23 protein-coding genes and 2 pseudogenes are annotated in these 26,583 nt (G+C 63.6%); 7 read left to right on the top strand and 18 right to left on the bottom strand.

Going from position 1 to position 26,583, the window contains the following annotated elements; genetic code table 11:
• Positions 1 to 277 precede the first annotated feature (277 nt).
• On the bottom strand, positions 278 to 2,287 hold the full coding sequence (locus AB0M14_RS06865) for an Hsp70 family protein (protein ID WP_364989668.1): 2,010 nt from the start codon (positions 2,285 to 2,287) through the stop codon (positions 278 to 280).
• 520 nt (positions 2,288 to 2,807) lie between these two features.
• Between AB0M14_RS06865 and AB0M14_RS06870 the strand changes: the two genes are divergently transcribed.
• Entirely contained in the window at positions 2,808 to 3,584 is a 777-nt protein-coding gene (locus AB0M14_RS06870; protein WP_364989671.1) for an SDR family oxidoreductase, read from the top strand.
• Positions 3,585 to 3,659: 75 nt separating this feature from the next.
• Here AB0M14_RS06870 and AB0M14_RS06875 read toward each other — a convergent pair whose 3' ends face one another.
• From AB0M14_RS06875 to AB0M14_RS06915, 9 genes are all read right to left on the bottom strand, one after another.
• A complete protein-coding gene (locus AB0M14_RS06875; protein ID WP_364989674.1) occupies positions 3,660 to 5,243 on the bottom strand; it encodes an FAD-dependent oxidoreductase in 1,584 nt (527 codons plus the stop codon).
• Positions 5,244 to 5,246: 3 nt separating this feature from the next.
• A complete protein-coding gene (locus tag AB0M14_RS06880; protein WP_364989677.1) occupies positions 5,247 to 6,251 on the bottom strand; it encodes a diiron oxygenase in 1,005 nt (334 codons plus the stop codon).
• 78 nt (positions 6,252 to 6,329) lie between these two features.
• Positions 6,330 to 7,520, bottom strand: coding sequence for an Hsp70 family protein (locus AB0M14_RS06885; protein WP_364989680.1), 1,191 nt, complete (start codon positions 7,518 to 7,520; stop codon positions 6,330 to 6,332).
• 362 nt (positions 7,521 to 7,882) lie between these two features.
• Positions 7,883 to 8,482 carry a hypothetical protein gene (locus AB0M14_RS06890; protein ID WP_364989683.1) on the bottom strand — a complete coding sequence of 200 codons (600 nt, stop codon included), beginning with the start codon at positions 8,480 to 8,482 and terminating at the stop codon, positions 7,883 to 7,885.
• 177 nt (positions 8,483 to 8,659) lie between these two features.
• Positions 8,660 to 9,655, bottom strand: a complete 996-nt coding sequence (locus tag AB0M14_RS06895) for a sulfate ABC transporter ATP-binding protein (RefSeq protein ID WP_364989686.1) — start codon at positions 9,653 to 9,655, stop codon at positions 8,660 to 8,662.
• Positions 9,652 to 10,458, bottom strand: coding sequence for a sulfate ABC transporter permease subunit CysW (gene cysW, locus AB0M14_RS06900; protein WP_364989690.1), 807 nt, complete (start codon positions 10,456 to 10,458; stop codon positions 9,652 to 9,654). The genes AB0M14_RS06895 and cysW overlap by 4 nt, the downstream gene beginning before the upstream one ends.
• Entirely contained in the window at positions 10,455 to 11,264 is an 810-nt protein-coding gene (gene cysT, locus AB0M14_RS06905) for a sulfate ABC transporter permease subunit CysT (RefSeq protein WP_364991366.1), read from the bottom strand. Before cysT ends, cysW begins: the two co-directional genes overlap by 4 nt.
• Positions 11,265 to 11,456: 192 nt before the next feature.
• A complete protein-coding gene (locus tag AB0M14_RS06910; protein ID WP_364989693.1) occupies positions 11,457 to 12,503 on the bottom strand; it encodes a sulfate ABC transporter substrate-binding protein in 1,047 nt (348 codons plus the stop codon).
• 200 nt (positions 12,504 to 12,703) lie between these two features.
• Positions 12,704 to 12,793: an Ms4533A family Cys-rich leader peptide gene (locus AB0M14_RS06915; RefSeq protein ID WP_356970960.1), complete on the bottom strand. Its 90-nt coding sequence runs from the start codon at positions 12,791 to 12,793 to the stop codon at positions 12,704 to 12,706.
• A 165-nt stretch (positions 12,794 to 12,958) separates the two neighbouring features.
• Here AB0M14_RS06915 and AB0M14_RS06920 point away from each other — a divergent pair.
• The 3 genes and pseudogenes from AB0M14_RS06920 to AB0M14_RS06930 form a co-directional block, all read left to right on the top strand.
• Positions 12,959 to 13,399 (top strand): annotated as a pseudogene (locus AB0M14_RS06920) (M48 family metallopeptidase); the annotation flags it as partial.
• Positions 13,400 to 14,022: 623 nt separating this feature from the next.
• Entirely contained in the window at positions 14,023 to 14,730 is a 708-nt protein-coding gene (locus tag AB0M14_RS06925; protein WP_364989697.1) for a helix-turn-helix transcriptional regulator, read from the top strand.
• Positions 14,731 to 14,780: 50 nt separating this feature from the next.
• Positions 14,781 to 15,110, top strand: a complete 330-nt coding sequence (locus tag AB0M14_RS06930; RefSeq protein ID WP_364991369.1) for a DUF296 domain-containing protein — start codon at positions 14,781 to 14,783, stop codon at positions 15,108 to 15,110.
• Positions 15,111 to 15,277: 167 nt separating this feature from the next.
• Here the strand turns inward: AB0M14_RS06930 and AB0M14_RS06935 are convergent, their stop codons facing one another.
• From AB0M14_RS06935 to AB0M14_RS06960, 6 genes are all read right to left on the bottom strand, one after another.
• Positions 15,278 to 15,595: a hypothetical protein gene (locus AB0M14_RS06935; protein ID WP_364989700.1), complete on the bottom strand. Its 318-nt coding sequence runs from the start codon at positions 15,593 to 15,595 to the stop codon at positions 15,278 to 15,280.
• A gap of 710 nt (positions 15,596 to 16,305) precedes the next feature.
• Positions 16,306 to 16,980 carry a hypothetical protein gene (locus AB0M14_RS06940; protein ID WP_364989704.1) on the bottom strand — a complete coding sequence of 225 codons (675 nt, stop codon included), beginning with the start codon at positions 16,978 to 16,980 and terminating at the stop codon, positions 16,306 to 16,308.
• A 65-nt stretch (positions 16,981 to 17,045) separates the two neighbouring features.
• Complete coding sequence (locus AB0M14_RS06945) at positions 17,046 to 18,029, bottom strand: hypothetical protein (RefSeq protein WP_364989707.1); 984 nt, start codon at positions 18,027 to 18,029, stop codon at positions 17,046 to 17,048.
• Positions 18,030 to 18,270: 241 nt separating this feature from the next.
• Positions 18,271 to 18,591 carry a hypothetical protein gene (locus tag AB0M14_RS06950; RefSeq protein WP_364989710.1) on the bottom strand — a complete coding sequence of 107 codons (321 nt, stop codon included), beginning with the start codon at positions 18,589 to 18,591 and terminating at the stop codon, positions 18,271 to 18,273.
• Between the two features lie 204 nt (positions 18,592 to 18,795).
• The gene (locus AB0M14_RS06955; protein WP_364991372.1) at positions 18,796 to 19,521 is read right to left on the bottom strand and encodes a winged helix-turn-helix transcriptional regulator; all 726 of its coding nucleotides are present in this window, start codon (positions 19,519 to 19,521) and stop codon (positions 18,796 to 18,798) included.
• Between the two features lie 624 nt (positions 19,522 to 20,145).
• Positions 20,146 to 20,742 carry a hypothetical protein gene (locus AB0M14_RS06960; protein WP_364989713.1) on the bottom strand — a complete coding sequence of 199 codons (597 nt, stop codon included), beginning with the start codon at positions 20,740 to 20,742 and terminating at the stop codon, positions 20,146 to 20,148.
• Between the two features lie 738 nt (positions 20,743 to 21,480).
• Here AB0M14_RS06960 and AB0M14_RS06965 point away from each other — a divergent pair.
• The gene (locus AB0M14_RS06965; RefSeq protein WP_364989715.1) at positions 21,481 to 21,726 is read left to right on the top strand and encodes a hypothetical protein; all 246 of its coding nucleotides are present in this window, start codon (positions 21,481 to 21,483) and stop codon (positions 21,724 to 21,726) included.
• A gap of 263 nt (positions 21,727 to 21,989) precedes the next feature.
• Here the strand turns inward: AB0M14_RS06965 and AB0M14_RS06970 are convergent, their stop codons facing one another.
• On the bottom strand, positions 21,990 to 23,444 hold the full coding sequence (locus tag AB0M14_RS06970; protein ID WP_364989718.1) for a recombinase family protein: 1,455 nt from the start codon (positions 23,442 to 23,444) through the stop codon (positions 21,990 to 21,992).
• Between the two features lie 37 nt (positions 23,445 to 23,481).
• Here AB0M14_RS06970 and AB0M14_RS06975 point away from each other — a divergent pair.
• Positions 23,482 to 24,123 (top strand): annotated as a pseudogene (locus AB0M14_RS06975) (M48 family metallopeptidase); the annotation flags it as partial.
• 66 nt (positions 24,124 to 24,189) lie between these two features.
• On the opposite strand, the gene AB0M14_RS06980 reads toward AB0M14_RS06975, so the two are convergent.
• Complete coding sequence (locus AB0M14_RS06980) at positions 24,190 to 24,486, bottom strand: hypothetical protein (protein ID WP_364989720.1); 297 nt, start codon at positions 24,484 to 24,486, stop codon at positions 24,190 to 24,192.
• Between the two features lie 166 nt (positions 24,487 to 24,652).
• On the opposite strand from AB0M14_RS06980, the gene AB0M14_RS06985 reads away from it, so the two are divergent.
• Entirely contained in the window at positions 24,653 to 26,581 is a 1,929-nt protein-coding gene (locus tag AB0M14_RS06985) for a glycoside hydrolase family 15 protein (protein ID WP_364991375.1), read from the top strand.
• The last annotated feature ends 2 nt before the right edge of the window (positions 26,582 to 26,583 follow it).

Here is a 26,583-nt window from a genome sequence, read left to right on the forward strand (position 1 = left end):
GCGCCGCGCCCCCACTTGTTGCCAGTGCTCACACCGCGGGAGCCACCGGTGCGGGCCGCGCGCCGCTACTTGTCGCAACTGCACACCACGAAAACCACCGATGCGGGCCGCACGCTGCTACCTGCCGCAACTGCACACCACGAAACCCACCGATGCGGGCCGCACGCTGCAACTTGCCGCTACCGCACACAACGCGGAAACCACCGATGCGGGCCGCACGCTGCTACCTGCCGCAACTGCGCACAACGTGAGAACCACCGGTGGGCCGCACGATGTGCTACTTGTCGCTGCTGCCGCCGTCGCCGCTGCTGCCGCCCGAGTCACCGGACGACGAGGTTCCGCTGGACGACGTGCCGGACGAGGAGGTGCCGCTGGAGGAGGTGCCGCTCGACGAGGTGCCCGAAGAAGATGTACCGCTCGACGAGGTGCCCGAAGAAGACGTGCCGCTCGACGAGGTGCCCGAGGAGGACGTGCCGGTGGACGAGGTGCCGGTTGAGGTTCCCATGCCGGAGGAGGAATCGGTGTTCGTACCGCCCGGCGTGGTTCCGCCGGTGGAGGTGTCGCCGGAAGTCGTTCCGCTGGAGGAGGTTCCACTTGAGGTGCCGGTGCCGCCCGTGGTCGCGGTGTTGCCCCCGGTTCCGGTGCCCGGGGCGGACGCGCTGGTGTCCGGCGGAGTCGAGGTGCCGGTTCCCGAGGTGGGGACGCTGGGAGCGGATGGTTGCGAAACATTCGGGGAGGCTGGGGAACTCGGTGGCTGGTCCGCGGGAAGGCTGACACTGGGGACCGGGTTGGCGGGTGGTTGTTCGGCTGGAACCGCCGGGGCCGGCGCGGGAGCCGGGGCCGGCGCGGGAGCCGGAGCAGGCGCGGGGGCCGGGGCGGTGGCGGCGGGCGCGGGAGCCGGGGCGGAGGCGGCGGGCGCGGGAGCCGGGGCGGAGGCGGCGGGCGCGGGAGCCGGGGCGGAGGCGGCGGGCGCGGGAGCCGGGGCGGGCCTGGAGCGAACGAAGGGCAGCGGATTGGTGAATCTGGCTGGGTTCGCGTACAGCGCTTCTCTGGGATTGGTTGGCCCGCAGCAGATCTGCTGCTCGAGTCGCGATCCGTTCGACTCGGCCAGGGTCGGCCCGTGCGGTCTGTCTACCGGCGCGACCATCGCTTCGGCGGGCACACCGGTGGCATAACTGACCAGCGTCGCCTCGACCGAGCGCCGGGGTACGCCCGCGGCCAGACTCAGATCGAGCACCACGTCCCCGCTCGGCTCGTAGAGCAGGACGTCGCTGGAGGGACCGATTCCGGGGAAGTGATCGAGTAACGGCGATAAGTCCGGATCCACCCCACCGCCGAACACCGTGGCCGCCGACAGGGCCAGCGCGGAAGCGACTGCGGCACTGGAGAACACGGCGACCCGCGGTGGATGGTGCGGGCCCTCGGCGGGTGCGAAGATGCGCACGGCGAACTGCGCGGCGCCCGCGGCGACGACCTGGCCGGGATCGGCCGAGACCACCACGGGGCGGCCTAACTCGGCCAGGGTGCGCGCGACCTCGCGGGGCCGGGCCGCGCCGCCGACCACCAGGATCCGGTCGATGTCGGAGAGCGTGTGCCCGCTGCCGCGCACACACTGCCGGACCAGGTCGAAGGACTTGCGGATGTGCGTGGTGCGCAGTGCGTCCACGTCGCGGATCGACATCGACGACACCAGTCCGTCCGGCGTGCTGCCGCGCGCACAGCGGGCGATCCGCGCGCCGAGCGGGCGGCCGCCGAACTCGTAGGAGCGCAGCGGTTTTCCGATGATCGGGTGATTGTCCCAATCCGGCCCGACCCGCACGACCGCCACGTCCAAGCTGTTGCCGCCGAGGTCGTAGACCAGCACGAAGCCGGGCGAGGAGGGGCCGTGCTCGGTTTCCAGCCACTCCGCGGCCGCGACCGGCTCCGGCACCAGCATGACCTCGCGGGCGCCGGCGAGATCGAGGGCTTGGCGCAGCAGCGCCACCTGTTTATCGGAATAGACTGCGGGATAGGTGGATACGGCTCCGGCGATCGGCTCCTCCGCGCCCGCCACCAGGCCGTTCACCACGGCCGCGACCATGTTCGCGGGCGAGAACAGCCGACCGCCGACGACCACCGATTCCGGATCGCGGGCGAGGTCCGCGAAATCGCTGATGGCCGTGCTGAATTGCGGTATCCCCCCGACCCGGGCGACGTCGCCGATCCCGTCGAAGGTGACCGCGGTGCGGCGGGTACGGACCGAGGGGCGCGGGCGCGCACCGGTCACCGCGGCGGATACGGAGTTCACTGAACCGATGCTGAAACCCAGCACTGTAGTCATTTGCTATCCCGTCAACGCACCGTGACCACGTCCAGCACACAGTCGAGCCATGTGGCCGCGGTCGTCTTCCAAACAGCTCCCACAGGTTAACTGGTGATCTGTCGTTTCGGAATCCGAATTGGTATGAAACGTTCGGGTTCCGAGCGTTCTGAACCATATGTCCAGGTAAATCGGCCGAGAGGAAACAATCCAGCCCCCTGTACGGACCGGAATTCACCTGCCACACACCCGATTCCGCAATCACCCAGCGATCAAAACATTATGGACGGTCGGGTTGAATTCCACCCGCGCGCAACAATCTGGACAACCCAGTCATCGCACACCGACCAGTCGGTAACCAAGCCATAGCTGCCTTCTCGAGCGCTATACATGACGCGTCAAATGTGAAGTCCGATTCTCGCCAGCTTCACCACGGCCGACGCGGTTGACTGAGTTCAGCGACGAGCTCAACCGAGCCGGAATCGCAAGCAAGAGAAGGGTTATCGATATGTCCACACGGTTCGCGAACAAGGTCGTGCTCATCACCGGCGCCAGCTCGGGGGTCGGCAAGGCCGTGGCCCTGCGGGTGGCGGCCGAGGGCGCGGCGGTCGTGCTCGGCGCCCGCGGCAAAGATGCCGGTGAGCAGGTGGCCGGCGAGATCCGCGCGGCCGGCGGCCGGGCGCTGTTCGTCCCGACCGATGTCACCGTCGAGGCCGACGTGGCCCGGCTGACGCAGGCGGCGCTCACCGAATACGGGCGACTGGACGCGGCTTTCAACAACGCGGGCGCGGTCCTGGCCTACGGACCGGTCTCGGCGACCGCCGAGGGCGGGGTCGAGGAGCAGGACTGGCGCGCCGAGTTGGAACTCAACCTGACGAGCGTGTACTTCGGTCTGCGGCACCAGGTTCCGGCGATTCTCGGCTCCGGCGGCGGCGCGATCCTGAACAACGCCTCGAACCTCGGCAAGGTCGGAATGGGTTCAGTGGCACCGTATGTCGCCGCCAAGCACGGCATGGTGGGCCTGACCCGGGCGGTCGCGCTGGAGAACGCCGAGCTGGGCGTCCGGGTGAACGCCATCGCCTCCGGCGCGATCGACACCCCGGCCTTCCGCGCCTCGATGGGCGCGACACCGGAGGGCGAAGCCGCCATCGCGGCGCTGCATCCGATGGGCCGGATCAGTCAGCCGGCGGAGATCGCGTCGCTGTGCGCGTACCTGCTCAGCGACGAATCCAGTTTCGTCACCGGCGCGGTCATGTCCATCGACGGCGGCTTCACCGCCCGCTGACCACGGCGGCTCGCACCCGGAAACTCGTCGCCCCGGCATGGGCTCAGCATGCCGGGACGACGAGAGGTGTGGGTGTCAGGCGCGAGCGAGCAAGCGCCGCAACGGGCCCGGACGCGACACCGCGCCCGCCGCCTTGACCGCGGGCTGACGCTCACGGACCAGACGGTCGAATTCCATTGCGCCGCGCGCCGGTTGACGCAGGCGACCGGCGTTGAAATCGTCGGCCAGCTGCTGCACCGTCTGCTGGGCGCAGGACTTGTTGGTCCCGATGAAGCCGGTGGGACCGCGCTTGATCCAGCCGGTGACATAGGCGCCGGGGAACACCGCGCCGCCCGCCTGCTCCAGCACCCGGCCGTCCAGGTTCGGAATCACGTTGGCGCGCTCGTCGAAGGGGAGACCGGCCAGCGGCACACCGCGGTAGCCCACCGAGGCGAGCACCAAGCCCGCTTCGAGCTCCTCGGTCTCGCCGGTAGCCACGGCCCGCAGCACGCCGTCGGCGTCCGCGACGAGTTCGTTGCGCGCGACCCGCACCCCGGTCACCCGTTCGGCGCCGAGAATCTCCGTGGGAGAAGACAAGTACCGGAACACGATTCGCTTGCGCTTCCCGGCCGGACGGGCCGCGACACCGTGCAGCAACTTCAGCTTCTGCTCCACGTGGAAGGGCAGCTCGCCGCCGAGCTCCGGCAGCTCGCCCTCGATCGCGATGTCGACATCGGAGCCGAGCAATCCGACGAATTCCGGCACGGTGAAGGCGGATTCGGCCGGACCACGGCGACCGAGGATGACAACTTCCTCGATCTTGCTGGCCCGCAGCGCTTGCAGCGCGTACGGCGCGATATCGGTGCCCGCCAGCGTTTCCGGATCACTGGTCAGGATCCGGGCCACGTCCAGCGCCACGTTGCCGTTGCCGACGATGACCGCACGACGTTGCGAGAGATCGATGCTGTCGCCCGCGTGATCGGGATGCCCGTTGTACCAGGCCACGAAGTCGGTCGCGGAGGTGCTGCCGGGCAGGCCCTCGCCGGGAATCCCCAGCTTGCGATCCGAGGAGGCGCCGACCGCGTAGATCACCGCGTGGAAGTGACCCAGCAGCTCGTCGTGCGAAACATGCTTGCCCACTTCGAGATTCAGGTACGAGGTGAAGCCGGGCTGAGCGGAGATCACGTCGAACAGGCGGCTCACCTGCCGGGTCCGGCCGTGATCGGGCGCGACGCCGTGCCGGGCCAGGCCGTAGGGCACCGGCAGCCGGTCGAACACCGTCACCGCCACCTCGGGCTGGGTCAGCAGCTCGTCGGCGGCGTACATCGCCGAGGGGCCGGAGCCGACGATCGCGACCCGAAGCGGCTCCCGCTCGGTCCGGATCTCCGGCGCGGGCACCGGCCGCGCGAGCAGCGGGCGCGGGCGCGATTCCCGGTAAAAGTCCGCGTTGATCTCGATGAACGGCAACTGCTCGTCGGTCAGCTTCTTCGACGAGGAGATCGCGTCGACCGGGCAGGCCGAGGCGCACGCGCCGCAGTCGACGCAGGCCTTCGGGTCCACGTACAGCATCTCCGCCGTCCGGAAATCCGGCTCATCGGGCGTGGGATGGATGCAGTTGACCGGGCAGGCGTAGACGCAGGACGCGTCGCTGCAACAGGACTGAGTGACGACGTAGGGCATTACTCAGCCGGCCTTGACCGAACGCAGCGGCTCGGAGCGGTACCGGGTGGTGTGGCCGTCGATATTGAGCAGCTTCCACACGCGCTTCGCGATCGGGTTCATCAGGCCGATGTCCTTGGCCAAGGTGCGCACGTCGCCGAAGAAGTCGCTGAACTCCTGCTTGGCTTCCTTGGTCCCGTAGAACAGCTCCTTGCGGACGTAGTCCGGGATGTCGAACTCGCGCCAGAACGACCGCGGCGGGGTGTAGATCGAGCGGCCCAGGATGAACATGACGATCGGCATCGCGATGGAGAGCACGAACTTGGTGGGCGCGTTCTTCTCCGGCACGTGGATCTTGAGGAACTCGTGCGCGAAGGAGATGTGGCGGGCTTCCTCGGCGACATGGATGGCCATGACGCCGCGCATGATCGGGTGCACGTCTTCGCCGGAGCGCAGGATCGACTTCTGGATGTGGTCGATCGGCTCCTCACCGGCGAGCACGGCCATGAAGAACAGGTTCGGGAAGAGCGCGGCCACGGGGGCGCCGATGTACTTGAACTTGCGCACCAGCGGACCCATGCCGGGCACGTCGATACCGATCCGGTTCACCATCTCCTGGAACATCAGGGTGTGGTTGTGCTCCTCGATCATCTCGTGGGAGCAGTAGCGGAACTCGGGATCACCGTTGGGCAGGCCGAAGGTGTGCGTGACCATGCCGCTGATCAGGATGGTCTCGAACTGCAGGCCGACCTTGGCGACGTTGGCCTGGCGGTACTTGCCGATGGCGATCTTCACGTCGTCGGGCTGGGCCAGGTACCAGGGGTGCCGGCCGAGCGTGTCACCGGACTTGGGCAGGATCCAGCGCTCCTCGCCGGCGTCGGCGGCGAAATCGGGGTTGTCCCAGTCGATATCCTCGAACGGATCGAAGTGCTTGTTGACCGAACCTTCGGATAGCAACAGCAGCTTGGCGGCGTATTCCTGCGCCTTCTCCAGATCAGGGTCGATGGCGGGGGTAACGGCTCCGGACATCGTCGTCACTGCCTTCCTCATGGGACCGATTTACGTGTATCCCATAGTTACACCTACGGACGGTGACGTCAACCCCGCTCAGCGGATGCCCATACCTCCGATCACCGCGTCGGCGGGCAGCGCGAACGCGAGAGCGACGCCGCCCGCGGACATACCCACCGCCGTCACGGCCCTGGTCAGCCTGCGCCGGGTGCGCCGGGAGAACAGGAGTGCCCGGGTGGCGCGAGACCGCTGCACCGGCCGCATCCAGGCGGGAACCAGCTCGGATTCCACGGCTCTGCGGTGCGCGCCCACCCGTTTGCGGGTGACCGGCGGCTCTTCCCCGGCCGCGGCGGTGCGGCGGGCGATGATGGCGGCGCCGTCGGCGATGGTGCGCTCGGGATCGGGGGCGATGACGACCGGGCGAGCCAGTTCGTCGGAAAGCACCCGTGGCACCTCGTTGGGTCTGGCCGCTCCCCCGACCACGAGAACGCAGTCCACGTCGGCCATCGTCACGTCCGCCATCCGGAGGCAGCGGTAGACCAGTTCCAGGGACGCGCGGATGTGATCGGTGCGCAGTTCGTCGGCCGTCGCGCCGCGCACGTCACCGGATAGGTGGGCGGCGCGACTGCTGTTACCCGCCCGCGCGGCGACCAGCGAACCGAAGGCCCGGCCGCCGAAGTCGGCGGAGCGGACCGGCACGCCGACGATCGGATTGCGCGGGCAACCCGCACCGACCCGCAGCAGCGTGACATCGAGGCCGGACCCGCCGAGGTCGTAGATCAGCGCCAGCCCGGGCATGAGCGGGCCACGTTCGGCCTCCAGCCAGGCCGCGGCGGCGATCGGTTCGGCCACCAGCCCAACGCGATTCAGCCCGATGGCGTCCAAAGCCGCACGCAGGTCCCCTACTTGGAGATCGGTGTAGCCGACCGGGTGTGTCAGGGTGATGCCCGCCGCGACGGCGCGGGGATCGCGGCGCGCCTCGATGATCAGGCAATCCGCCACCGTGGCAACGAGATCCGCCGGCGTGAGCGCGCGGTGCCCGACCCGCGCCGACGCGGCGGTGCGCTGGCTCAGATCAGCGAAGTCGGTGATCGCGCGCCCGTGCTTGGGGATCATGCCGACCCGGGCCAGGCCGGTGCTGTCGAAGGTGAGCGTGGTGCGCCGGGTGATGGCGGGTGCCCGCTCGGCCGCGCGGCGGCGGCCCGGGGGAGATTTGGCGTGTCGATCGTCGGCCAGTGCGGAAACCGTATTGACCGTACCGATACTCAAACCGAGACCAACCGCCATCGCAATCCACCTGATCGCCGAGCCGATTTGCTTCGAACCCCACTCACGCAACCACTCCGCGACCCGCCTGCCAACCACCGGACATCCGATTGTCCGCAATGCCACCGCACTGGCACCTGTTGCATGTCACCCGCGCGCACCGGGTCTGACCTGCCCGGGAGGCCAGGCCGACCGCCCGGTCGGTGGATCTTGGTCTGGCGCGCCGGATTTCGGCGACCCGCGCGGCCGGATTGCCGCCCGCTCGCGCGGACTCGCAGCAACCGGGCGATACACGTTCTCGCGCCCCGGATCCGCCCCCAAGGCTCCCCCGCCGCTCCCGGTACGCCGTCCGCACAACGGACCGGAAGCGGCGGAGCGAGCGGCTATTCGGCCAGCAGCTCCAGCGTCAGATGCGCGGCCTGCTCCTGCCATTTCGCGTACTCGTCCGGAAAGGCCGACGCCTGCGTGGCCTGCGCGGCCTGCCAGAGCGGTACGGCCGAATAATTCGGGGCCTTCTCCTCGAGCGCGTCCAGGAATGCCTCGGTCGCATATCCGGGATCGGTCAATTGTTCCGGCGTACCCCAGCCCGTCGAAGGCCGCTGCTGGAAAAGACCTAGGGAATCGTGATCCTCGGGCACCGTCAGATTGCGCAGCGTCGATTCCTGGAGCGCGGTGGCCAGCGCCACCACCGCCGCATAGGGCGGCATGCCCCGGCGCGCCACGATGTCGACGATCCGGCGGGCATTGCGCAGCTGCTCGGTATTCAGGGCGAATCGCTCCTGCTTGCCCGCCATTCCGGTGGGCAGCAGCTGCGCCAGGGTGAGATCGGCGTACGGGTCCGGACAGGCGATCTCGACGGCGCGGACGACCGCCCGAACAGGCTGATCGAACGTCCGGAGCCCGGCGCCGGGAATATTGGTGTCGGTGGCGGAATTGGCCGCGAAAACAGCTATGGCACAGCAGAGCGCAGTAGAAACAAACACGGGTAGTCGTGTTGTCATGGTCTCCATGCATTCTACGGCGAACGAATTGGAAGGTATTCAATTGATGCGCCATATTCGATCACAGGCATTTCGCGAAAGGAGTTATTTAACCCGGCGTGTCGCTTTTGCCGATAACCGTGCCGCGGCCCGGGAACACCGAAAACCGTTGCGCCTGAACTACCCGGCGGGCAACTCGGGGATGCGGGTGGCGCGGGCGTAGACGGTCTCGCCGTCGGAAAGCCGCAGTGCTTCCGCATCACCGCGAGTGACCTGCGCGGCGAACAGATCTCCGGTCGCGGCGTTGCGCAATTCCACGCGCACTTCGAAACCCAGATGCACCACGCGCTCCACGGTCGCGCGGGTGACGCCCGCCGATTCCGCGGTGCCCTCGTGCTCGGCCAGCGCCATGCTCGGATCCCGGCCGACGCGAATGTCGTGCGGGCGCACCAGATGTCCGTTGAGCCGGGCCACATCGCCGAGGAAGGACATGACGAATTCGTTGGCGGGCCGGTCGTACACGTCCTCCGGGCTGCCGACCTGCTCGATGCGGCCGGCGTTCATCACCGCGATCCGGTCGGCCACGTCCAGGGCCTCTTCCTGATCATGGGTGACCAGCACGGTGGTCACATGGACCTCCTCGTGCAGCCGGCGCAGCCACTTGCGCAGATCCGCGCGCACTTTCGCGTCCAGTGCGCCGAACGGCTCGTCCAGCAGCAGTACCTGCGGGTCCACCGCGAGCGCGCGGGCCAGCGCCATGCGCTGGCGCTGACCGCCGGACAACTGCGCCGGATAGCGGTGCTGGAAACCGTCGAGCCCGACGATCTCGAGCAGCTCGTCGACCTTCTTCTTGATCTCGGGCTTGGGGCGCTTGCGAATCTTCAGGCCGAAGGCGACATTGTCGCGCACCGTCATGTGCTTGAAGGCGGCGTAATGCTGGAAGACGAAACCGATGTCGCGCTTCTGCGGCGGCACATGGGTGACGTCGTTGCCGGCGATGCTGACGATGCCGCCGTCGAGGGACTCCAGGCCCGCGATCGAACGCAGCAGGGTCGACTTGCCGGAACCGGAGGGCCCGAGCAGGGCGGTGAGCTCGCCGGCCGGAATGTCGATGCTGACGTCGTTCAGGGCGGCGAAGGAACCGTAGTTCTTCCGCGCGTTGGTCACGGTGATCACTTGGCGCCACGCTTACGTTCGAGGAGGGTCATCAACAGCAGGGTCACGAGGGCGATTCCCATCAGCAAGGTCGCGGCGGCGTACGCGCCGAAGGTGTTGTGGTCGTTGATGTATCGGCCGTGCACCAGCAGGGTCAGGGTCTGGGACTTGCCGGGCAGCGCGGTGGACACCATGATCACCGCGCCGAATTCGCCGAGCGAGCGGGCCACGGTGAGCACCACGCCGTAGGTCAGGCCCCAGCGGATCGCGGGCAGGGTGATCCGCCAGAACGTCTGCCAGCGGGAGGCGCCCAGGGTGGCCGCGGCCTGTTCCTGGTCGTCGCCGATCTCGTGCAGGACGGGTTCGACCTCGCGCACCACGAACGGCAACGTCACGAAGATCGTCGCGATGACCATGCCGGGCAGGCCGAAAATCACCTTGAAACCGGCGGATTCGAGACCGCCGAACCAGCCGTTGGCGCCCCAGAGCAGGATCAGCGCCACGCCGACCACCACCGGGGACGTCGCGATCGGCAGATCGATGACACTCTGCATCAACGTCCGGCCGGGAAAACGACCCCGCACCAACGCGATCGCGGTGACGATGCCGAAGATGACGTTCACCGGTACCACGATCGCCACGATGATCATGGACAGGTTGAACGCCGAGATCGCGGCGGGCGTACTGATCGAATCGATGAACGCGCCGATGCCGTCGCCGAACGTGCGCCACAGAATGAGCGCCAGCGGCAGGACCAGCAACACTCCGAGATATGCCAAGGCGACGGTGCGCAGCGAGATCCGAGTCAGCCAGGAGAGGTTCACGATGCGGCCTGTTCTTTCCGCGCGCTGCGCTCGGCCAGCAACCGCAGCAGCAGCAGCGTCGCGAACGAGATCACCAGCAATGCCACCGACACCGCGGCGGCGTTCACCGGCCGGTCGATCTCGATCTGCTTCTGGATGTACTGCGAGGCCATCTCGGTCTCGCGCGGAATCGCGCCGCCGATCAACACCACCGAGCCGTACTCGCCGATCGCCCGCGCGAAGGCCAGGCCGCCGCCGCTGATGATGGCCGGCGCCAGCGTGGGCAGCACGATCCGGCGGAAGGTGGTCCAGTTGTCCGCACCGAGGGACAGCGCGGCCTGCTCGACCTCACGGTCGGCCTCGATCAGGACCGGCTGCACCGAGCGCACCACGAACGGCAACGTCACGAAGGCCAGCGCCACCACCAGTCCGGGCTGCGTGGCATTGAGGTGGATGTCGACCGGGCTCTGCGGCCCGTACAGCGACAGCAGCACGATGCTGGCCACGATGGTGGGCAGCGCGAAGGGCAGGTCGATCAGCGCGTTCACGATGCCCTTGCCCGGGAAGTCGTCACGCACCAGCACCCAGGCGATCAGGGTGCCCATGAAGACGTTGATGATCGCGACGATCACCGAGACGAACACGGTGATGCGCAGGGAATCCAGCGCCGCCGGCGCGGTCACCGCGTCCCAGAAGCCGGACCAGCCGTCCTCGAACGAGGTGACGGTGAGCGCCGCGATGGGCAGCAGCACGATGATGCTGAGCCACAGCACCGCGGTCGCGATACCGAGCGGGCCGACCGAACCGGTCACCCGCAACCAGGACAGGCGCGGACGCCGGCCCGGGGCGGGGGCCGGTTTGTCGAACTCGGCCGAGCCGCCGCCCGCGGCGGCGCCTAGCTCGGCGGTGTTGCTGTCTGTCACAGTCGATCAGTATCCCGTGTGCTGGAAGCGGCGAAGCGGTGGCCCGGCGCGGATGTGCGCCGGGCCACCTCGGCACGCTGTGCGGTCAACGCAGCGCTACTTGGTGGCCTTGTCGTAGATGACCGCGACCGAGCCGGTGTTCGCGGCGAAGAGCTCCTTGTCGACCGTCTTCCAGCCGCCGAGGTCATCGATGGTCCAGAGCTTGCCCGGGGCCGGGAAGTCCTTGGCGAACTCGGCGGCGACCTGCGGATCGACCGGGCGGAAGCCGGCCTGAGCCCACGCCTTCTGACCGGCCGGGGTGTAGAGGAAGTCGCGGAAGGCGACGGCCTTCTCCAGGTTCTTGCTGTTCTTCAGCACCGCGACCGGGTTCTCGATCTTGAACGTGGTCGGCGGGATGACGTGCTCGATCGGGTCGCCGTTGCGCTCGGAGAAGATCGCCTCGTTCTCGTAGCTCAGCAGCACGTCACCGGTGCCCTGCAAGAATGTCTCGGTGGCTTCGCGGCCGGACTTCGGCTGCACCTTGACGTGCTCCTTGGAGATCAGCTGGCTCAGGTAGTCCAGACCGGCCTGCGGGTTCTTGCCGCCGTCGGACTTGGCCGCGTACGGGGCGAGCAGGTTCCACTTGGCCGAACCGGAGCTGAACGGGTTCGGGGTGACCACCTCGATGCCGGGCTTGAGCAGGTCGTCCCAGTCCTTGATGCCCTTCGGGTTGCCCTTGCGGACCACGATGGCGACCACCGAGCCGAACGGGATGCCCTTGGTCGCGCCCTTGTTCCATTCGGCGTCGACCAGGCCGGCGTCGACCAGGCGGGTGATGTCGGGCTCGACCGAGAAGTTCACCACGTCGGCCTCGGCGCCGTCCTTGACCTTGCGGGACTGGTCGCCCGAAGCGCCGTAGGAGGCGTTGATCGAGACGCCCTTGCCCTGGTCAGTCTTGTTGAACTCGGGCACGACCTTGTCGAAGCCCGGCTTCGGGACCGCGTAGGCGTAGAGGTTCAGCGTGCCGCCGCTACCGTCGGCGGCGGTGCCGCCCACCGTGTCGCTGGCTCCGCCGCCGCACGCGGACAGGGTGACGGCCGCGAGGGTGGTGAGGGCGACCGCGGCGAACCGGCGGCGCGACGAGAGCCGAGAATTGCGAGACATCTGCGGGTGGACCTTTCTGAGACCGCCATTTCCGTTCGGGGAATCATGGCGGAGCGAAGACTGTGAAATCGGTAGACCTGCCGTGCGGATACGCGGACAGTGGCGCGACTTCGGCCGAGCGGCCGTCGGGGTTCGGATCGGGCCGCGAGGGGGCGCGCCGGTCTAACAGGCAGGGACGCGCGGCGGAATCCGGTCGCCGATCAGCGACAGAGGATATCCGCGACAGCGAGATTGCCGACCGCGATCAACGCCAGTTCATGGCGGACCTGGGGGACGACACTCGAAGACACGGGCTGACTCTAACAGAGCGGTGCCGGTTGCCTCGAATCCTGCCGAATCTCACACATACCCCTTCCAGCCGGTGCGGAAACCCGGGAGACGCCGCCGAAAGTTGCGGGCAGACTGGGAGCCGATATCTCGATTCACGGCTCAGCACGAGGGGGGAACCCGATCCCATGAACGACAGCTCCACCGACAACACCCCGGACCGCGTCCGAAATCGCCTGCCCGGCATCAGCACCCGGGCGTGGGAGCATCCCGCCGATCGCACCGCCCTGGTGACGCTGCGCTCGCTGGCTGGTTTCGACACGGTGCTGCGCACGTTGTCCGGGCTGCTGCAAGAACGCCAGCACCGGCTGCTCTACCTGGCCACCGCGGTCCGGGTGGACGAGCGCCAGTTCCGCGCCCTGCATCAGCTGCGCGAGGACTGCGTGGAAATCCTGGACGCCCGCACCACACCCGAGATGTTCGTGCTGCAGAGCCCGCACGTGAACGCGCTGACCATCGGCATGGACCGGCCGTTCATCGTGCTCACCACCGGACTCATCGACCTGATGGATACCGAGGAGCTGCGGTTCGTGATCGGCCACGAGCTCGGGCACGCGCTGTCCGGGCACCCCGCCCTATAGGGCATAGAACGGGGCACCCGCACCGATACTCGCAGCTCAGAACCTAACTGGCGTCCCCGAACTCACGAACCACATCCATGCGCCCCTTGATGCATCCAGGGCCGCGCAGCTTCGCTGACTCCTCCACATACTCAGAGGACACAGCAAGCCACAACTTCATGTGGTCCGGAAGCCACTCCTTGACCTTCCCGAGGAGCGGATAGTTCGACTGGTTGAACCACACACCCCCCGGATCTTCATTCGGCATCGGAGACCGCGAACCGTCATCCCACAACCGATACGCCGTCTCAGTGGACCCAGCGATACGGACGAACGTCACCCGAGGAACCCCACCAACGAGAATCCACGTCGCCTGATGCCCCTCAGCCGTCTCAGTGCGGTACAGAACCCCCTCGCGGGTGCGACGAATCAACACAGCCTGTCCTGCCCCGCGTGATGACTGATCGCGCCAAGCCTTCTCGGATGCCCTCTTGAATCTGAATACGTCACGGCCGGTCTCCTGCCCTTGAAACGACTAGGTGAACAACCTCCGGCAGAGGATGCTTACAGGTAGCGTCACCCCAGACCAGCAGGGACAACAGTCATCAAGGGTCTTCACATTCAGGGGATGAATGGTAACCGGGGAACAGCTGAGACAAGTCCGACAACAAGCAGGCATCGGACTCGGAAAGCTGTCCGCGAGAACCAAATACAGCAAAACCCACCTAGGGAACGTTGAGACCGGTGCACGGGCAGTCACCCCCGAAGTGGTTGCCGCATATGAGCGTGCCCTTGGAATCGGGTTGAGCAATGATCAGGATGTGAACCGGAGAAGTTTCCTCACCGCCACAGTGGTAGCCGCATCCAACGCAGTACTACTCAGCGACTTCACGGCCAGTCTCGCCGGAGGAGACCCCAACCCACTCGGCACAGTCCAAACCTCACACGCTGTAGATCATGCGTTAGCGGCCCAACTGGACGGGCCTACACGGCGCAAGCTCGCACGATGGGCAGTAGACGAACCATCCGAAGTGATCAGAGTGAACGCCGCCGGGATACTCGCCAAACTCCCTGGACAACAAGCAGCCGGAACAGTGTGCCAACTGCTCACCAGCGACGAACCAGTCAGAGACCGATACCTGACAGCAGTAGTAGCCCGCATCTGCGGAATCGACCACGAAACCGCGCGCACCTACATACACACACCCACACTCACACCATCACCTCTGCTTGTGGCACAACGCCTCTCAGCTGAAGTGCTCAACCCCCACGATGCCGGGGCTAGATGGTGCTCAGGAGTGATGCTGTCCAAGCTGTCCCCACTGATCGGCCAACACTGAAGACCCTTGAAGACCCGCCAGCCGACACAGGAGGATCTACCGTGCCGACCATGCACGTCTTTGAAGTGAAGAACGGCGAACTCCTCTCAGAGATCACCAAGCAAGCCAACTGGGCCGGTGTCACCAACGGGGCGATAGTCAGCCTCATCGGAGCCGCAGACTCGTTCACCATCTCGACCATGCCCGCACACGATGCGACCGCAGACAACATCAGCACCTACCAGCTTCCCGCCGAGATGCACGCAATCGGAGAGATCACCGATGGGATAGTGCACGTTCACGCCACCATGGCGGTACAAGGAGACCGGGCGATAGCCGGACACCTTCACAAAGCCCAGATCGGCACATGGTTCGCACGGGCCTACGTGATACAAGCCTGAACGAAACACGCTCCTGACCTGGGGATCTACCGAGGCCGGCGGATGTAGATCAGTTGCGGCACAACATCATTCGAGGAAACACCCCGAACCATCAAGGCACACATAGCAAAAGAGCCCCTAGCCCATCCTTCACAGGACAAGCCAGGGGCTCACTCATATCAACTCAATCAGTAACCATTCGGATGACTCACACGCCACCGCCGGTAACGCTCATCCTCAGCAGCCTTCACAGCCTCAGCCGACTCAAGGGCCTCACGCTCCGCAGCAGGCATCATCGCGCGCCGGTGAGCCTCAACCTTCCCCTCAAGCCAATCCTTGTTGCTGGCAACCACACGAGCACGAGCGGCAGCAGCACGCTCCTCAGCCTCAGCAGCAGCCTGAATAGCGTCCGGATGGTACTTACCCCACCCCATAAGCCGGTCATGCTCATCAGCCTTCACAGCATCATGGTTAGCGATAGCGGCACTCAACCAATCCTCAGACATGCGACCAACCCCCACACTTACGACCAACCATCCCCGCCGACACACGGGGAGCAGGGGCAGGCACAACCCCACCACCGATACCCGACACAACACCATTGAAGCCACCAAGCATCAGAGCCTCAACAACAACAGCCTTATCAGCCACACACATATTAGAGCGTAGAACACCCTCAACAATACTCACCAACAATATCCTTTCAACCAATCCCCATAAACAAATGAGGAGACCATAAACAATAGGATCAAACAGCACACATTAAGCGCATACAACACGAGCGCATAAACACCATGAATAGGCAATCAGATCATGCATGAATATGCGCATGAAGTAGGGGGATGCAATTCTTTGAACCACCCGACACCTTGGTACAAAGCCATATTTAAAAGGAGGGGTAGGGTCACCGCGGCTTGTGGTATTCATCACAGCAAAATAGGTGCATTCTCTGTGCCGTTCTAAAGCCTCAGAATATCCCCATCCATACAGAACCATCACCCAGCAATTAAAGTCCGGGAGCGTTGAGAATAGGGGTGGGGAGGGACCCCTACAAGCCCTCCACAATGCGCCCATAAGGGCCTGGGCTTCTCGCGCGTGTCAATGTGATAAACCCCACCATGACTGCAACGATTAAAAATGACCTGCGGAAATTCCGCGCCATGACTGCTTGGTACAAAGCGCCATGACTGGAATTCCCGACCGACCATCGTGCATATTATTCACTCGAATATTCGGCATCATCTTCATCAACGATGCCATTACCTTCTTTTGGCTGAAGCAGCCCATTCGCGTAAAGGAATGATCGAACCGCATTGGTTTCGGTCTCATCCTGGGGGACTTCTACCCGCTCAATCGTGAGAAGCTCCTTGAGAGCCAATTTAAGGAGCTGACGGCCACCTAGGCTGTTCGGGTATGCCTCCACTACTGAAATGGCGTTAGGAGTGAATCTAGCGGCTTTCAGCATGTCAACGCGCCAAGAAACAGCTTTGTCCTGAACTGAGGGCTGTGCTGCCTTGATTTCCTCAATCTTGGCTACGGTGTCGCGTAGCTGTTTGGCGATTTGTGAGATTGTGCCGGGGCTGGCTTGTATGAGCCTGTCCTCAAGCTGCTCCTTGACGACATAGAGCACGTTCAGTTCGGCATTGTCTGTCTCAGGGATGTTTTCTCGCGGCTGTGTGCCTTGCTGTGGGGTTTCTTCCCTTCCGGGCAGGCTCCACATGGTTCGCCTTGGGGTTGTGCTGACATTCTCGTATACAACGTCGAGCCGTTTTGCTGCGCGCTGCATCTGATCGTTGCTATACCCTGCCTGGTCGGCGTCGTCCATGAGCTTCGCTCTGTCTACTGTGCCGTTGGTTGTCAGGTAGGTATGTAGCCATTCTGGCGGCGTCATTCCGGTTCTCCTGAATTAGAATGGGGGATGATCGCGTGAACCATCCCCCATCAAATGTGTGCTAGTTACTGCTGGTTTTCGCGTTTCTTGCTGGCTTCCTGGAAGTATTTGGCCTGAGCCTTTGCGGAAGCATTCGCAGCCGCACTCATCTCAACGATGCTCTGTTTGTGCTCCTCCAGCCGGTCGGCCTGGTGTGCCTCAATGAAATAGTCCCGGAGCGATCCATACTCGTGGCCGGTCATTTCCGGGTAGCCACCAACCGCAATCTTGGCTTCTCGCCTGACGCGCGCGACTTCTTCGCGGAACTCGCCCGGTGTGCCAACGAATAGGCGGGGCTTAGCGCCAACGCTAGAGGCCAGTTCGGCCATTCCTCGCATGTGCCCGTCTGGTGCGCCGATATTCCGGATGTTGGATTCTCCGCCGGTGAGTGCGATCTGTTCGCCGGTGAATTCGTATCGGGAGATCATCATCCCATCCCAGAGGGTGTGAGCTTCCAGTTTTCCAAGGTTGCCGAGTTCCCGCAATTCCTGGTAGAGGCCGTCTAGAGTTTCGCGGCGCTGCGCACGCTTAATGCCCTCAATAGGGGGTTCGTAGGGGCTGTTCTCTTCAGCCAGGTAAAGGCCGTCGTGCTCCTTGGCGTAAATCGAGTTCAAGCCTTCCATCCATCCGCGAATGGAGGCGTAGGCGGCCACACGGACCTGATTCGAGGCTTCCTCGATTGCTTCCTCACGGAGGCTTACAGCGTGTTCGTGTGCCTTCTCCTTGGCCGCGTTCTCGCTGATGATCTTCAGGTGGTCTTTGTGCTCATAGTCTTCAATGGTGAGTGCTCGCGTTTCGAGCTTCTCGACTACGGCGTCATAGCGCTTAACTACGGCGTCAAGGTTGGCGGCTGCTTCGGTGACTGCTTTTCCTACGGGAATGCCGAACGCGTCAATGGTCGTAATCATGTCCCGGACCTTGGACTGTTCAGAGCGAGTGTTTAGCCATCCGGTGTAGGATTCCGATGTCATATGGGTGAGAAGGTCGCTGATGTTGGTCTTGACTGCCATTAGTTTTCTTCTTTCGGTGTCTCGGTGGTGTAGACAAGCACGCTTCCGCTTTCGGTTGCGTCTTCTGGGGTTTGTTCTGTCATCGCGGATCGGTCCATCCGACAGGGTTCGGCACATACCATTGATCATCTGGAATGTGCGCGATAGCGGCTCTATTGATGACTCCCCCGCCGAGGATCGAACGGTAGTCCGGGTTATCCCGCCAGCGTTTAGGGTGTTCCCATCTTGGACTGTGCGCCATTTAACGTTGCTCCTCTTTCAAGTTCAGTGCTTCGTCAAGAATCTGCTCAAGATATTCAGCTTGCGCCTTGCCTAGAACGACGGGCGTGTCTGTGTCGATTGCGGTTCCATCTGGGCGGAGCTTGCTGATTTGCAATCCCCCGCATGTGGTTCTCTTGCCGTGCCAACGTCCGGATTGAGCTTCTTCAGCATCTTCTAGGAGGTCTGCGATAATGTCGCAGAGCTTTCTTGCGCTGGCCTGGTTGAGTCTGGTAATCCAGTTCGGAAATGCGACGACTATTTGCCATCGGGAGGATTTCCCGTATCGCCGTATGACATCCACGGATAATCCATGCATGGTTACCCTCTTCCCTGTTTTGGGCATGAAAATAGAGGACGTATCCGATTCCTCGGACAGTCCTCTACCGTTTACTAGTACTAGTGTCTCTATTGATTTGAGAAGGAGCTTGTTGCCGTTTCCGGCGTTGACAAAACTATATCAGTATGCGCCGACAGATAAATCTCCACGAGCGCCTAGTTGAATTGTTCAGCGGCCCCGCTTGGAGACCTCATAGCCTTCAGCCTCTAGCTCACGGCGGATAGCTACCGCATACTTACTCACAGTCACCTTTGACAGTCCCACCATTTTGGCAACCTCATAGTTGCTCAACTTTGGGTTCCCCTTGAATATCGTGCGGATTAGAGATTCCGTCGCGGCTCGCCTGTCCACACACCGATGAGGGTCTATCTCACGCCTGATCGGTTCAGCGTGCGCCCTGACCGTACCCGCGCAAATGCCCAATCGTTCCGCTACTTCTCTATTGGTAAGCCCTGGGTGCTCCGTGAGAAGTTCCCGAATTCGATCCTTCGCTAGAACTCTGACAGTTGGTCGAATAGTTCTGAGATGCTTCATGGCTGTATCTCGCCTGATACCGACCACGTTGGCAATCTGTTGTGCGTCCATTTCCGGATAATCCGCTACAGCCTCAGCAACTAGATAATAGGCAGTGTTTCCCCTACCCCATCCAGGCATGTATGCCTGCATGTCCTTGCATTCGCGCGCCTTGCGCATAGCATTGATCAGGGACTTGCGTTTGAAGACTCTTTCGCCGTGTTGACCGGTGATACCGGTCCTGAGCCAACCGTGTGACCGCCAATATTGGATGGTTCGCCAACTGCGCCGAGTAAGCCTCATGGCGTCCCACTTGTTCAGCCACGGGTCCGGATAGTCCGACCCTAGGTACCTTTGCAAGCTCCGCTCATGAGCGTCCATGTCGTCATGTATTAGCTGTTCCTCGATTGCCTGAAGCTCGTTGGCTTGTTGTGCTGCTTCTGCTTGCTCGGGTGTTGGTGTTGCTTCTCTGACAGCGAGGAGTTGCCGGAATGCTTCGGCATCCAATGACTTACCCTTTCGGTGATATTGATTCCTACCCCCTAGATCGAACGGAGAGCGATCAGGATTGGATTTCTGGGGACATGCCCCGGATTAATGTCTTGATGGCTCAGCGTTTGAATTAGGCACCCTCAGCCCGGCCTGTGCCGCGGATCACATATATTCCCGTTTCCGGAAGAAGGTCCAACAATGCAAACCGAGCTAGATGTCATTCATTCTCAACCCTTGATCCCAGCCCCCCAGATCGAACGCTGAGAGACTTTAATCAGCTTCCTGAGCACATATCCCAGATGAACACCCAATGCGCTCAGAATGGCCGTAAGGCCATAACTAAGGATGAACTGTGGCCCGGAGGGAAAAGACGCGATCAGAAGGGCACATCTACGAACGGACGGCCGAAGGCCAAACACTGAGCAGGTCTATTCAGGAGAACCCCCAGACCGATCAACACTCCACAAGCACTGATCGCTGCTCCGCGCCACAGACCAACCAACATCCGATCAGTCAGAGGCGAGACTCATAGAGAGTCTCAACATCACCGAGCAAACCCACCAACAACTCAACATCAGCAGATTCCTGATAGCGACCAAGGTTGTCCCGATCAGTCCACAGCTGATTGACCTCATACGGTCGAACGTATGGACCCTTGGTGAGATTCCAGATGAGATCTCGAATGCTCTCGGGTGTCTGCTCTGGGTTGACGCGCTCGCGCACGTTAGTTGTAGTTGAAGACCCTTTAGGGTCTTCTCTTGATAGTGGTTCTTGATAGTTATTCTTATTCGTAGGGCAAATCTGCTCTAGGTGGTAGGGCAAATCTGCTCTAGGTACGTAGGGCAAATCTGCTACCGGTAGCAAATCTGACGTAGGGCAAATCTGCTCTAGGTCATCCTGGTCGGGCTCACCCAAGGCGTAAAGACTGCTCTTGCCCGGACGCCCCACCTCTTCAATCCAACCCCGCGCGATAAGCCGATCCAGCGCTAGGCTCAAGGTTCTAAGGTTCCCGATACCCGCACGCTTGGCGATAGCCTTACGGCCCGCTCTAGAGCCCTCTCCTGTCCGTCCATCGGCGAAGGATGCGACGGCGTAGTAGGTGCTGATCATGTGAGCGTCAGCCTCCCCCGCGTGGAGGGAATGCGGAACCTTTACCCAGCCCCGCGTCTTGTGCTGCTTCTCGGTTGTGTCGCTCATTGGTTACTGCTCCCCCGTTCACTGGGATTGATGGATCGGTTCCCGTAGCTGTTCCCGCACCTGAGGGGGGAAGGGAATTTCTCTGACGTGACACACGGAGTTGACCCGTTTACCGTCAGGACCGATTACCGGCTGAAACACCAGGTACCCGGCGGCCTCCCCGTCACGAATCGCGCCGGTGACTACATTCCTCCCCATCCCCAGAACGGCGGCCATGTGCGCCCGTGCGGGACTAGAACCGTCATCGTGGGTTAGGAGGTACCCGACTACAGATTTCCCTCTAGGGGAAAGTTTGGAGCGGAATAGTGCGTCATGGGCTGAGGCGTATTTGCCTACCGGTTGGCCGTGTCGATTGACCTCGAATCGTGTGTTTGACATGCGCTAGAACCTATTGGCCACACTCGACAGTCCTCCTCGATTCGGTGCGACATCTCCGCTGGCACTGCGCCGATACGGTGCGGTCTAATCGAGTCCCCATGAGCGACTAGTTGCGCCCCGGCCATTGCCGTTGCTCACGTGATGCCAGACACAGACACCCGACCACTCGCGAGAGCAACCCCAAGGTCACGCCGCGAAGCACTCACAGCCCAGCCCTCACCAAGTGGACGCTTGGGTTGCGTTGCCAAACGTCAACAGTCCATGCTCTGTTGCATGACAGCAACACATCAGCAATCAGCCGCCGCATCCTGGTACCAGCAGATCACCCAAGGTGAGAGCTACCGGACCGTTGCCGAACGCGCTGGCATCGAACACAGCGCCCTCTACAAGCAGGTCAGCCGCAACCGCCTACCCGCAGAAACCGTAATCGCCATCAGCCGCGCCTACGGACACCCGCCAGTGCTCGGCCTCATCGAGAACGGATACCTAACCACCCCAGAAGCCACCTCAAACGAGTAAAAGGCGCACAAGAAGGCTCAACAACCCACAGCAAACCGCCAGGCCAGAGGCTTCCTAACAGCGTCACCAAGGGCGTAGCCAGTCGGCAGCATCCGCACCATTAGATGCATGACACCGACGCTTCCCCCCGAAGTGGTCGCATACCTACGAAAACAGGTCGAGCAAGCACCAACACCCTCCTTGGATGCACTCACCAAGGTTGCCCGACTGCTATCCACATAAAACGAATCCCCCTCAACCGCTTGGGTTTTGGGGGATTCTCTCTATGTCAGCCAGTCGGTGTACCGGACATACTCAGGTAGGAACCTGCGCCGCAACCTCAACTCATCCGGAAGCGGATCACACAACACCGTGACCACCCCGGCAACAATCTGCCGCTTCCGCTTCATATCCAACGCACCCCAAGCCTTCCGCGCGTCCGGACCCGCCACCTCCGACAGCCCCGGAACAGGTGCGTGCGCGTGCCGCAAACGCTTCTCAACCTCAACGATCTGAGCCGACAGTTTGGCCTCAATCCGCCCGAACGCATCCGCCGACACCGTGCCCTCAACAGCCTTGCCCTCAAAATCAGCCAGCCGCGCCCGCAACTCCTCAAGCTCGGTAACGTCCGCCTTGGCCGCCGGGTCAGACTTGGCCGCGTACTGGGCTACGTCGAACCGCTCAAGCCACAAAATGACCGCTTCCTCAACCATCGGGTCTATGTAGTGAACGGGCCGCGTGAACAGTCCACAGTCAGGACAGCCGTAGTACTGCTTGCCGCCGGAAGTGTTCCGAACAAGCAACGCTGAACAGCCGCCACACCGACCGATACCAGCAAGAAGGTTCTTCGGGTCGGTCCCACGGTGCAAGAGCCGCCCAGAGTCCCCCAGAATCGCAACCAGGCGGTAATGCTGCCCCTCCGTGATGATGCCTTCCCACGTGCCTTGCCCAACGGCCTGCTTCTCATGGACACGAAGACCAGCGATCTGAGGATTCATCAACAACCGCCGAAGCGTGGTGTTCGACCAACCCTGAGCAACCTTGCCGTTCTGCTTCCGTGTGCCAGCAGCAGCCGCACCGCCGGGTGTCGGTATCCCCCGCTCATTGAAGTCACGAGCAATCCCCATGACACCCTCAGAGTTCTCCGTAATCCGGTCTGCCGCTTCACGAATCAGAGCAGCCTGCTTCGGATTGATCTCCCAACCCTCAAGCCTGCCCATACGATCCCTGATCGCGTCATACCCGAACGGTGGTTTGCCATGAGGCTTACCATCCGCAACGTTCTGCTTCATCGTGCGAAGCACACGCTTACGAGTTAGGTCCGTCTCCCGCTTCGCTAGCAGCGCCTCAAACCCGCCCATGAATTGGTCATCAGGGTCACGCGGATCAAGCAGCCGACCACTGAAGCACCACATCACCCCAAGATCGGCACACAGGTCTTCCAGGGCGTAATACACAGGCATGTCTCGGGTGTTGCGGGATGCCTCCCAAAACACAATGACTTCGCCGGGCCGGATGTCTTCCTTGAGCCGCTCATACTCCGGGCGAACCTTCTTCTTAGTCCACTTGGACGCGCCAATGTCGTTGTCTGAGTACTCCCCGAGGATCTGCCAGCCGTGCCGCTCACACACTGCCCGGTTGTCGGCCTGCTGCTCATCTACCGACCGGGCGAAACCTGAACGATCATCCGAAACACGGGCGTAGATACGTGCTCCAACTATGCTGGCCTGGGGTTTCATACCGCCCAGTCTACTTTTGCCCTATAGAACATCCTGGGGGCACGCGGTCTACCGCACGATGCTCATGCACCTGCTGCGCATCTCCGCCAATATCGGCTGGATGCCGGTGGGCGGCTGGGCTTTACGCGCGATCGTCGCGGCGCTGATGGAGTGGAGCCGCAAGTCCGAACTGTCCGGCGACCGGGCCGGGCTGCTGTGCGGGCAGGACGTGGACGCCTCGGTGCGGGTGCACATGAAGACCGCGGGCGGCACCTGGGTCAAGGAGATGAACCACGGTGCGTTCCTGGCCCAGGCCGACGACTACGAACGCTCCGGCGATCTGCGCGACGGGGTGCTCAAGCTGCTCAATCTGGAGTTGCAGTCGCATCCGTTCTCGGTGCTGCGGGCCGCCGAGCTGCGGCGCTGGATCCAGTCCGGGGAGTACGACCGGATCATCCACGGGCACTATCCGCATCGCGACACCGACAAGAACGCGCGGATCAGCGAGGAGATCAAGGAAGCGGCGCGCAACTACAAGCAGAGCTTCGACGAGTCCGAGGATCCGCTGATCCGCACGGTGCGCAACCTCGGCAAGGACGTCGGGGCCGCGGTGAGCACGGTGGGCCAGGAAGTGGGCGACACCGTTACCAAGCTCGGTAAGCGCCTCAACGATTGGCGCACCGGCGGTTCTACCTCGTAAAGAACCACGCCAGGACGACGAGGACGAGCAGGGCGATGAGGGCGAGCTGAACCCGGGAACGTGGCATCAGCGGACCCCGCTCTGCGCGTGCTCGAGCGTGGCCAGGTTCGCCGGGACCTGCAAGTCCGGCTCGACGAGATCGGCGCCGAGGCGGAGCCCGGCGGTATCGGCGGCCTGGGTGACGGCGGCGGCGCGGTTGCGGCCCAGCAGCGCCATCGCCAGGCGCACGGCGCGGTCCAGCAGGTAGGCGATGGCGAAACTGATCGGGACCATGCCGACCAGCACGACGAGGAACTGGGGAATGAACGGCAATCCCGCGACCCACAGCTCGAAGCTGTCCCACCATCCTGCGATGCTCTGCACGCCGTCAGCCTAGTAGGCGATCCTGAGAGCAGGCGAACAGCGCGGACTCGGGGGTGATACTCGAATTCGCCGGCAGGTAGTGGACGCCGCGGCGGCAGCGCCCCAAGATTGGGGTATGGCGTCCTCTGATGAGCACGAACCCGCCGACCTGCCGATCCCGACGGCGATGACCCAGCAGGGGTATCACTCCAGCTATCCGCCCATCGACGACTACGCCTTCCTCTCCGATTGCGAGACCACCTGCCTGATCGCCGCCAACGGGGCGGTCGAGTGGATGTGCCTGCCGCGCCCGGACTCGCCCAGCGTCTTCGGCGCGATCCTCGATCGCAGCGCCGGGCATTTCCGGATCGGTCCCTACGGGGTGAACGTGCCCGCCGCGCGCCGCTATCTGCCCGGCGGCATGATCCTGGAAACCACCTGGCAGACCCAGACCGGTTGGCTGATCGTGCGGGACGCGCTGATTCTGGGGCCGTGGCACAACAATGACCAGCGCAGCCGGACCCACCGCCGGACCCCGATGGACTGGGATGCCGAGCACATGCTGCTGCGCACGGTGAAATGCGTGAACGGCACGGTGGAACTGGCGCTGAGCTGCGAACCGGCCTTCGACTATCACCGCGCCACCGCCCGCTGGGAGTACACGGGCAAGGTCTACGAGGAAGCCACCGCCGTGCGCTGCGATGATCCGAGCGCGGGGCCCAGCCTGGTGCTGACCACCGATCTGCGCTTGGGTCTGGAAGGCCGCGAGGCTCGCGCGCGCACCCGGATGAAAGAGGGCGACGAGGTTTTCGTGGCCCTGACCTGGTCGGAGCTGCCCGCTCCGCGCACCTACGCCGAAGCCGCCAAGAAGATGTGGCAGACCTCGGAGTCCTGGCGGCAATGGATCACGCTCGGCAAATTCCCGGATCACCCGTGGCGCAACTACTTACAGCGCAGCGCGCTCACCCTGAAGGGCCTGACCTACGCCCCGACCGGCGCGCTGATGGCCGCGGCCACCACCTCGCTGCCGGAAACACCCGGCGGGCAACGCAACTGGGACTACCGCTACAGCTGGGTGCGCGACTCCAGCTTCGCACTGTGGGGCCTGTACACGCTCGGGCTGGATCGGGAGGCCGACGATTTCTTCGCCTTCCTCAACGACGCCACCACCGACGAGAACGGCAAACCCGTTCCGCTGCAGGTGCTTTACGGCATCGGCGGGGAACGCGTGATCACCGAGAGCACCCTGGACAATCTGCGCGGCTACGACCGGGCCATCCCGGTCCGGATCGGCAACGGCGCCTACAACCAGGACCAGCACGACATCTGGGGCACCATGCTGGACGCGGTGTACCTGCATGTGAAGTCCCGCCAGCAGGTGCCCGAAACGCTGTGGCCACTGCTCGAACGGCAGGTGCACGCCGCCATCGCGAATTGGCACAAGCCCGACCGCGGCATCTGGGAAGTCCGCGGCGAACCCCAGCATTTCACCTCCTCGAAGGTGATGTGCTGGGTGGCGCTGGACCGCGGCGCGAAACTGGCCGAACTGCACGGGCAGCTCCGGCACGCCGCGCAATGGTATGAGATCGCCGAGGAGATCCGAGCCGACATCCTCGCCCACGGCGTGACCAGCGAGGGCGTGTTCACGCAGACCTACGGCGGCGAGACCTTGGACGCCTCACTGCTACTGGTGGTGCTGCTGCGTTTCCTACCGCCCGACGACCACCGGGTGCGCGCGACGGTGCTCGCCATCGCCGACCGGCTCACCGAGAACGGCCTGGTGCTGCGCTACCGGACCGAGACCACCGACGACGGATTGTCCGGCGCCGAAGGCACTTTCACCATCTGTTCGTTCTGGCTGGTCTCGGCGCTGGTGGAGATCGGCGAGCTGCAACGGGCCAAGCATCTGTGCGAGCGGCTGCTCGGCTACGCCAGCCCGCTGCGGCTGTACGCCGAGGAGATCGATTCGCGCAGTGGACGGCACCTGGGGAACTTCCCCCAGGCGTTCACCCATCTGGCGTTGATCAACGCGGTCACCCACGTCATCCGGGCCGAGGAAAGCCATGGCGCCGGCAATTTCCGTCCGGCCAACACCCCGGCGAATCAGCCGGGGTGACG

Source organism: Nocardia sp. NPDC051832 (assembly GCF_040681285.1).
Lineage (GTDB): Bacteria > Actinomycetota > Actinomycetes > Mycobacteriales > Mycobacteriaceae > Nocardia.